We start from the raw sequence: 6606 nt of genomic DNA on the forward strand, positions 1-6606 counted from the left end.
CGACCGCGAAGACGTCCCGATGGGCCATCCGGGGCGGCGAACCAGGGCCCTTCGCAGCCTGCATCGCCGGGTTGGACCTGGCTCTTTGGGATCTGACGGCACGGCGAGCGGGCGAGCGGCTGATGGTCGACGCCAACCAGGAATGGGATCTTGCGGAAGCCCGCCGTGCCGTTCCGCACTAGGAGCGTTCGGTCTTGGATTCATCGAGGAGCCTATTCCTGCGGACCGTCCGGCCGCGGAATGGGCGGAACTCGCCATGCTGTCGCTGGTGCCATTGGCGGGTGGGGAGAACGTCCCGGGTTTCGAGAATTTCGGCGCCTTGATCAACAACGGCCATCACAGCGTCGTACAGCCCGATATGCTGAAGTGGGGTGTTGTCACCGGTGGCTATGCCGTTGGACGCCGTGCTGTGGCGTCTGGGCGGTCCTATTGCCCACACTCGCTCACGGCGACACAGATACTAGCCGCCGCCGGTGGCTCCGGCTTGCTCGAACACGATGTTATGGAAAATCCGCTGCGGGAGATTCTGGCGCAGCCTTTCCCGCGTGTCGAGGACGGCTTGTTGCCGCTGCCGATGCGGCCTGGCCTTGGCGTGGACCCTGATCTGCAGGCAGCGTCTGGCTGGCTTCTGGCGAAAGCCGAATATCGAGCCTGAGGGCGTTCCCGCACGCAGCGAATTCCCGATCTCTCCCGTAAGCAGCTTACGAGGCCGTCGACGCACCGATATCCGGCGCCTAGGTAATCGGCCCGGGTGATAACCCTTCTCTCAACAATTCGTTACAGAAGATAGCCTCGTGGGCCTACTTTTCGCTGCATGAAGCGACGCGAATTCGAGATGCAGCGATCAAGATTGGCCGGAGAAGGCAACAGTCATTCAGAGGCCAGCGGAAGCGGCTGGCAAGCAACGATGTCGGGTTGCTGCGCCAGTCTGGTAGGGATTGGTCTCGCACGCTTTGCCTATACGCCTCTGCTGCCCGCGATCATCGGCGCTCACTGGTTCGCACCGTCGGCGGCAGCCTATCTCGGTGCGGCCAATCTTGCCGGATATCTTGCCGGCGCGGTGCTTGGCCGGCCGATAGCGGCAAAGATCCCGCTCCCCGCGCTGCTCCGCAGCCTGATGGCGCTTGCGACAATCGCCTTCTTCGCATGTTCGGTCCCTGTCTCTCTGACCTGGTTCTTCATTTGGCGGTTGCTCTCGGGGATCTCCGGAGGAGCCTTAATGGTTCTTGCCGCGCCAACGGTGTTGCCGCATATGCCACCTCAGAGGCGAGGAATTGCAAGCGGCATCATTTTCGCGGGCGTTGGCTTGGGTATTGCCGCCTCGGGAACCATTGTCCCTCTACTGTTGCGTCAGGGCCTCATGGAGACCTGGTGTGGTCTAGGCGCACTGTCGCTGTTGCTGACGATCGTCGCCTGGCGCGGCTGGCCATCGGCGCATCCGCGACCGGCTGGGACACACGCCAACCATCACCGTACCTCTCAGACAACGGCGCGGCTGCGGGCCCTTTATGTCCAATACGGCCTGAACGCTGTTGGCCTGGTACCTTACATGCTGTTCTTGGTGGACTACGTGGCCCGCGGGCTCGGCCAGGGTCTTGATGCAGGATCTCAATACTGGGTGGTGTTCGGTCTGGGCGCGATTATCGGGCCGGTGATCAGTGGGCATTTGGCAGACCGCACCGGCTTTGCACCCGCACTCCGGCTTGCCTTCTTCCTCGAGGCGGTCTGCATGCTCCTGCCTGTCTTGGACACCGGAACGCCCGGCCTCCTAATCTCCAGCTTCGCGATCGGCGCCTTCACGCCGGGGATCGTGCCGCTTGCACTCGGCCGCGTGCATGAGTTGCTCCACCAGGGGCCCAAGGACCAAAGGGCTGCATGGAGCGCCGCGACGGCTGCATTTGCCTTGTTTCAGGCTGTCGGTGCGTATGGCCTTACTTTCGTCTTTACCCAGAGTGACGGTGACTACCACCTCATCTTCGGTATCGGCGCCCTAGCCTTCGTGGCCAGTCTGGGTATCGATCTGATCGTCGCGGTCTCCGTCTCACGCAGGAGGACTGCATGACGCAGGCTTACGAAGTCATTGAGCACGTTTATGACGTTATTGTCCTTGGCGGTGGTGGCGCCGGATTGCGCGCTACGATGGGAATGGTGTCCGCCGGATTAAGAACGGCCTGCATCACCAAGGTCTTCCCGACGCGAAGCCATACCGTGGCGGCTCAGGGTGGCATCGCCGCCGCGCTGAACAACATGGGGGATGGTGACGACTGGCGGTATCATTTCTACGACACCATCAAGGGCTCCGACTGGCTCGGCGACCAGGACGCGATCGAGTATATGTGCCGCGAAGCCCCGCACGCAGTTCGTGAACTCGAGCATTTCGGCGTTCCCTTCTCCCGCACAGAGGCGGGACAGATCTACCAGCGCCCGTTCGGGGGGCAGACCCTGCGCTATGGTGAGGCGATGGCGCGGCGGACCTGCGCGGCGGCCGATCGCACGGGACACGCGATCCTGCACACGCTCTACCAGCAGTGCCTGAAGAACAACGCAGAATTCTTCGTCGAATACATTGCCCTCGACCTTCTGATGGACGCCGATGGCACATGTCGGGGTCTCCTCGCCTGGTGCATGGACGACGGCACGCTTCATCGCTTCCGGGCCCATCAGACCGTCATGGCGACGGGCGGCTACGGCCGCGTTTACTTCTCCTGCACCGCCGCACACATTTGCACTGGCGACGGAAATGCCATGGCGTTGCGAGCGGGAATTCCGCTGCAGGACATGGAGTTCACGCAGTTTCACCCGACAGGGATTTACGGCGCCGGATGTCTTATCACCGAAGGCGCGCGTGGCGAGGGCGGCTATTTCACCAATGCAAATGGCGAGCGCTTTATGGAGCGCTACGCGCCTACGGCAAAGGATCTTGCTGGTCGCGACGTTGTCTGCCGGGCGATCACAATGGAAATCTTTGAAGGACGGGGCTGCGGACCCAACAGAGATTACATCGAGTTGCAGCTCGCGCATCTGCCGCGTGAGCTTCTGGAGACCCGACTGCCCGGTATTATGGAAACCGCGCGCATCTTTGCGGGCGTCGATCTGACCCGCGAACCGATCCCGGTCTTGCCGACGGTCCATTATAACATGGGCGGCATCCCTACCAACCTGCACGGCGAAGTCGTGACACTCGGCGATGGCAACCCTGATGCGATTGTCCCAGGTCTCATGGCCATCGGCGAGGCAGCTTGCGTCTCCGTGCATGGAGCTAACCGTCTCGGGTCGAATTCGCTGATCGATCTCATCGTATTTGGCCGTGCAGCGGCTCACCGGGCGGCCGCTACCGTCACGGCCGGAGAAGGCCACGCTCCTCTCGACCGGCGGAGCGAAGAGCGCGCGATCGCCCGCTTCGATCGCATTCGCTATTCACAAGGCCCACAGAGATGCGGTGAGCTACGACTGGAGATGCAGCGCATCATGCAGCGGCATTGCGCGGTCTTTCGCGACGGACCGCTCCTCACTGAGGGCACTCAGCTGATCGATGCCCACTATCGTAGCCTCTCCGATGGCCTTGGCATCACCGATCGCTCGCTGGTGTGGAACACCGATCTTGGTGAGGCAATTGAACTCGACAACATGGTACGGCAGGCCAGCGTCAGCATGCACTCTGCGTTGGCTCGGACCGAGAGCCGTGGCGCTCACGCCCGTGAAGATTACCCAGCACGAGACGATGTGAATTGGCTCAAGCATACGCTGGCGTGGATGGGGGACGATGGGCGCGTCACCATCGACTACCGACCTGTTCATCTCAATACGTTGACCAATGAAGTCAGTTCGATACCGCCAAAGGCGCGTGTCTACTGATTCGGCCGAGGCCGGAAAGAACGTCATCTTCAGAAGAGCTGTTCGGAGTTAGACCATGGGCGGAAACTTCGCAGGTGCCGTCTGTCGTTGCTTCCCTAACCAAGGGCGGCCTGCAGTCGGCGACGAAGAGCCTAGCGATCGAATATGCAAAACATGGCATCCGAGTGAATGCGGTGTCGCCTGGGATCATCAAGACGCCGATGCATCCTTCTGAGACATACGAGGCCAAGGGCCGACTGCACCCGATGGGCCGAATGGGAGAAATCGCCGACATCGTCGAAGCTATCCTTTTTCTCGAGGGCGCGAGTTTCGTGACAGGTGAGATCCTTCACGTCGATGGCGGTCAAAGCGCCGGCCGTTGAAACCCTCTCTATCGAAATGGCGTGAGATTGCCGGCAAGAGTTTTGGATACCGAGACGCGGTGTGCGGACGATGAAAAAGAGGAGAAATATTATGCAGGATAAGCCGAATATCCTTCTGGTTCACGGAGCCTGGGGAGACGCTTCGCATTGGCGCCATGTAATTCCGCTTCTGTATGGCAAGGGCTACCGGGTGTTCGCGGCTCAAAACCCGCTCATCTCTTTGTCCGACGATATCGATCGGACCAGAAAGCTGGCGGCGGCTCAGGGCGCTCCTACACTCCTAGTCGGCCACGCTTATGGATGCGCGGTCATCACCGGCGCTGGACTCACACCGAATGTTGTCGGTCTGGTCTACTTGGCGGGACCGGCTCTTGATGAAGGAGAAAGTCTCAGGACTCTGCTTGCCCGGCACGAATCCCCCGAAGGGTTCGAGAACGTCTATGAGGACAAGGATGGTTGGCTATGGATTAAGCCCGATAAGTTCCATGAAACCTTCTGCCATGATCTCCCTGATGGGCCTGACTCTTTGGTCTGGGCGCTTACGCAAAAACCCACATCGCCTCGCTGCTTTGAAGAGACCATGGGGCCGCCGGCGTGGAAGGTGAAGCCAAGCTGGTATCAGATCTCAGCCAACGATCGGCTGATCCGTCCGAAAACCGAGATATGGATGGCCGAGAGGATGAACGCGAGGAAGACGATTACCCTGCCCGCGAGTCACGCGTCCGTGGCGACGCATCCCGTTGAAATTGTGGAGCTGATCGAAGAAGCGAGCCGCGAGGTTGTTCGCTAGCAACTGGTGCGCGCTCGGAAGCAGAGCGCACGGGAATTACGACGAAATCACCTTTGCCGTTGTTCGTGACCCATGACCGCTCCCGCGTCAACGCTGAGTCATGTCGCGGGCGGTCGGCTTGGTGCGGTGACCTTCGGTAGAGGCGATGGTACGCATGTTGAGGCAAAGGGGGCGTCTGTCCACGGCTGAAAGTGTGAAGCCATGACAGATCCTGACGTTTGAGCGCGATCCGCAACCCTCGAAAGGAGGCCAAGATGGCCGCATCCACCCCCGCTACAGCCGGCATCGATCATGTCGGATTGAGTGTCCGAGATCTGGAGAGCACGCGAAGCTTCTTCTGCGACTGCCTTGGATGGAGCGTCGTCGGTGAACGGCCCGACTACCCTGCGGCGTTTGTCTCCGATGGCCGTCAGATGGTAACCTTATGGCAGGTTGAGTCTCCAGAAAGAGCAACTTCGTTCGACCGGCGCGCCAATATCGGTTTGCATCATCTGGCACTCGCTGTTGCCGATCGCGCCGGACTGGATGCGCTGCATCAACGGGTGGCGGCATGGCCCAATGTCACTGTGGAATTCGGTCCTGAGCTGTCGGGAAAGGGACCGAAGGTCCATTTCATGATTCGTGAACCGAACGGCATCCGGCTCGAATTCGCCTACAATCCCCGTCTCGAGGCGACGCACAAACGACAGTGACTGCATCGACTACGCCGCCTCGGTTTCTTCGAGTCCGCGTTGGCCTTTATAGCCCACTACGGCATCAAGAGTTTCCTGATCGCCCAGTCGCTGAACCAGATCGAGAGGGCCTACGGCCCGAACAACTCGATCGTCGACAACTGCCATGTTCGGGTGAGCTTGTCGACCAACGACGAGCGGACGGCGAAACGGGTCAGCGACGCGCTCGGTACAGCAACCGAGATGAAGGCGATGAAGAACTATGCCGGCAGCCGACTGTCGCCCTGGCTCGGGCATTTCATGGTCTCGCGCTCGGAGACCGCGCGCCCGCTGCTAACACCGGGCGAGGTGATGCAGATCCCGCCCCCAGACGAGATCGTCATGGTGTCGGGCGTCTACCCGATCCGGGCTAAGAAGGCTCGCTACTACGAGGGCGAACGGTCTCAGAAACGCATCGTGGCGCCGCCCGTGCCGACGCGACCGAAGGAGGGACGGCGGGACGATTGGAGTTCGCCCCCGCTGCCGCCTCCGACGACGAAGTCCCGAAGAACATCAACCGCAGGAGGCAGCCGGAGCTTAGCCAAAGCACCGTTGAGAAGCAGGTTCCGATCGAGAACGAGTTCGGGCTCCATCAGGTCGACGAGATGGAGGAGGTGCTTCTTGATGATCACGTCAGCGATCCCGTTGCTGAAGGGATCGACAACCAACGGTTTCGCTGCCGGGATTGCGGTCGGCAGTTCAACAAGCGCAGTGGCGGAGTGCTGAACCGGATGTCCTTTCCGAGCGACATCATCAACTTCGTGGGTTTCCGCCGTCTGCGCTATCGGCTGACCCTCCGGGATTTGAGTGAAATGCTCTTGCTCCGCGGGTTCATCGTTAGTCATGAGGCAGTTCGGGACTGGGCAACGAAACTGCTGCCGCTCTTGGG

Annotated in this window: 6 protein-coding genes and 3 pseudogenes; all 9 read left to right on the forward strand. The window is 60.7% G+C overall.

The window, feature by feature from the left end:
• Window positions 1-182 (forward strand): annotated as a pseudogene (locus VL752_RS00420) (hypothetical protein); the annotation flags it as partial.
• On the forward strand, window positions 143-655 hold the full coding sequence (locus VL752_RS00425) for an enolase C-terminal domain-like protein (protein WP_325351754.1): 513 nt from the start codon (window positions 143-145) through the stop codon (window positions 653-655). The pseudogene VL752_RS00420 and the gene VL752_RS00425, both read left to right, overlap by 40 nt.
• 159 nt (window positions 656-814) lie before the next feature.
• The gene (locus VL752_RS00430; protein ID WP_325351755.1) at window positions 815-2062 is read left to right on the forward strand and encodes a YbfB/YjiJ family MFS transporter; all 1248 of its coding nucleotides are present in this window, start codon (window positions 815-817) and stop codon (window positions 2060-2062) included.
• Window positions 2059-3855, forward strand: coding sequence for a succinate dehydrogenase flavoprotein subunit (gene sdhA, locus VL752_RS00435; RefSeq protein ID WP_325351756.1), 1797 nt, complete (start codon window positions 2059-2061; stop codon window positions 3853-3855). Before VL752_RS00430 ends, sdhA begins: the two co-directional genes overlap by 4 nt.
• Before the next feature lie 74 nt (window positions 3856-3929).
• Entirely contained in the window at window positions 3930-4217 is a 288-nt protein-coding gene (locus VL752_RS00440) for an SDR family oxidoreductase (protein WP_325351757.1), read from the forward strand.
• 91 nt (window positions 4218-4308) lie between these two features.
• Window positions 4309-5007, forward strand: a complete 699-nt coding sequence (locus VL752_RS00445) for an alpha/beta hydrolase (protein WP_325351758.1) — start codon at window positions 4309-4311, stop codon at window positions 5005-5007.
• 254 nt (window positions 5008-5261) lie between these two features.
• On the forward strand, window positions 5262-5699 hold the full coding sequence (locus VL752_RS00450) for a VOC family protein (RefSeq protein WP_325351759.1): 438 nt from the start codon (window positions 5262-5264) through the stop codon (window positions 5697-5699).
• 9 nt (window positions 5700-5708) lie between these two features.
• Window positions 5709-6111, forward strand: a pseudogene (locus VL752_RS00455) (type IV secretory system conjugative DNA transfer family protein); the annotation flags it as partial.
• A 70-nt stretch (window positions 6112-6181) separates the two neighbouring features.
• A pseudogene (locus VL752_RS00460) lies at window positions 6182-6606 on the forward strand (hypothetical protein); the annotation flags it as partial.

The sequence above is a fragment of the Acidisoma sp. genome (genome assembly GCF_035492295.1).
In the GTDB taxonomy this organism is placed as follows: domain Bacteria; phylum Pseudomonadota; class Alphaproteobacteria; order Acetobacterales; family Acetobacteraceae; genus Acidisoma.

Bases quoted from the DNA above. Each gene is read 5' to 3' on its own strand.
- VL752_RS00425 (WP_325351754.1), top strand. From the start codon at position 143: ATGGGATCTTGCGGAAGCCCGCCGTGCCGTTCCGCACTAGGAGCGTTC.
- VL752_RS00430 (WP_325351755.1), top strand. From the start codon at position 815: ATGAAGCGACGCGAATTCGAGATGCAGCGATCAAGATTGGCCGGAGAA.
- sdhA (WP_325351756.1), top strand. From the start codon at position 2,059: ATGACGCAGGCTTACGAAGTCATTGAGCACGTTTATGACGTTATTGTC.
- VL752_RS00445 (WP_325351758.1), top strand. From the start codon at position 4,309: ATGCAGGATAAGCCGAATATCCTTCTGGTTCACGGAGCCTGGGGAGAC.
- VL752_RS00450 (WP_325351759.1), top strand. From the start codon at position 5,262: ATGGCCGCATCCACCCCCGCTACAGCCGGCATCGATCATGTCGGATTG.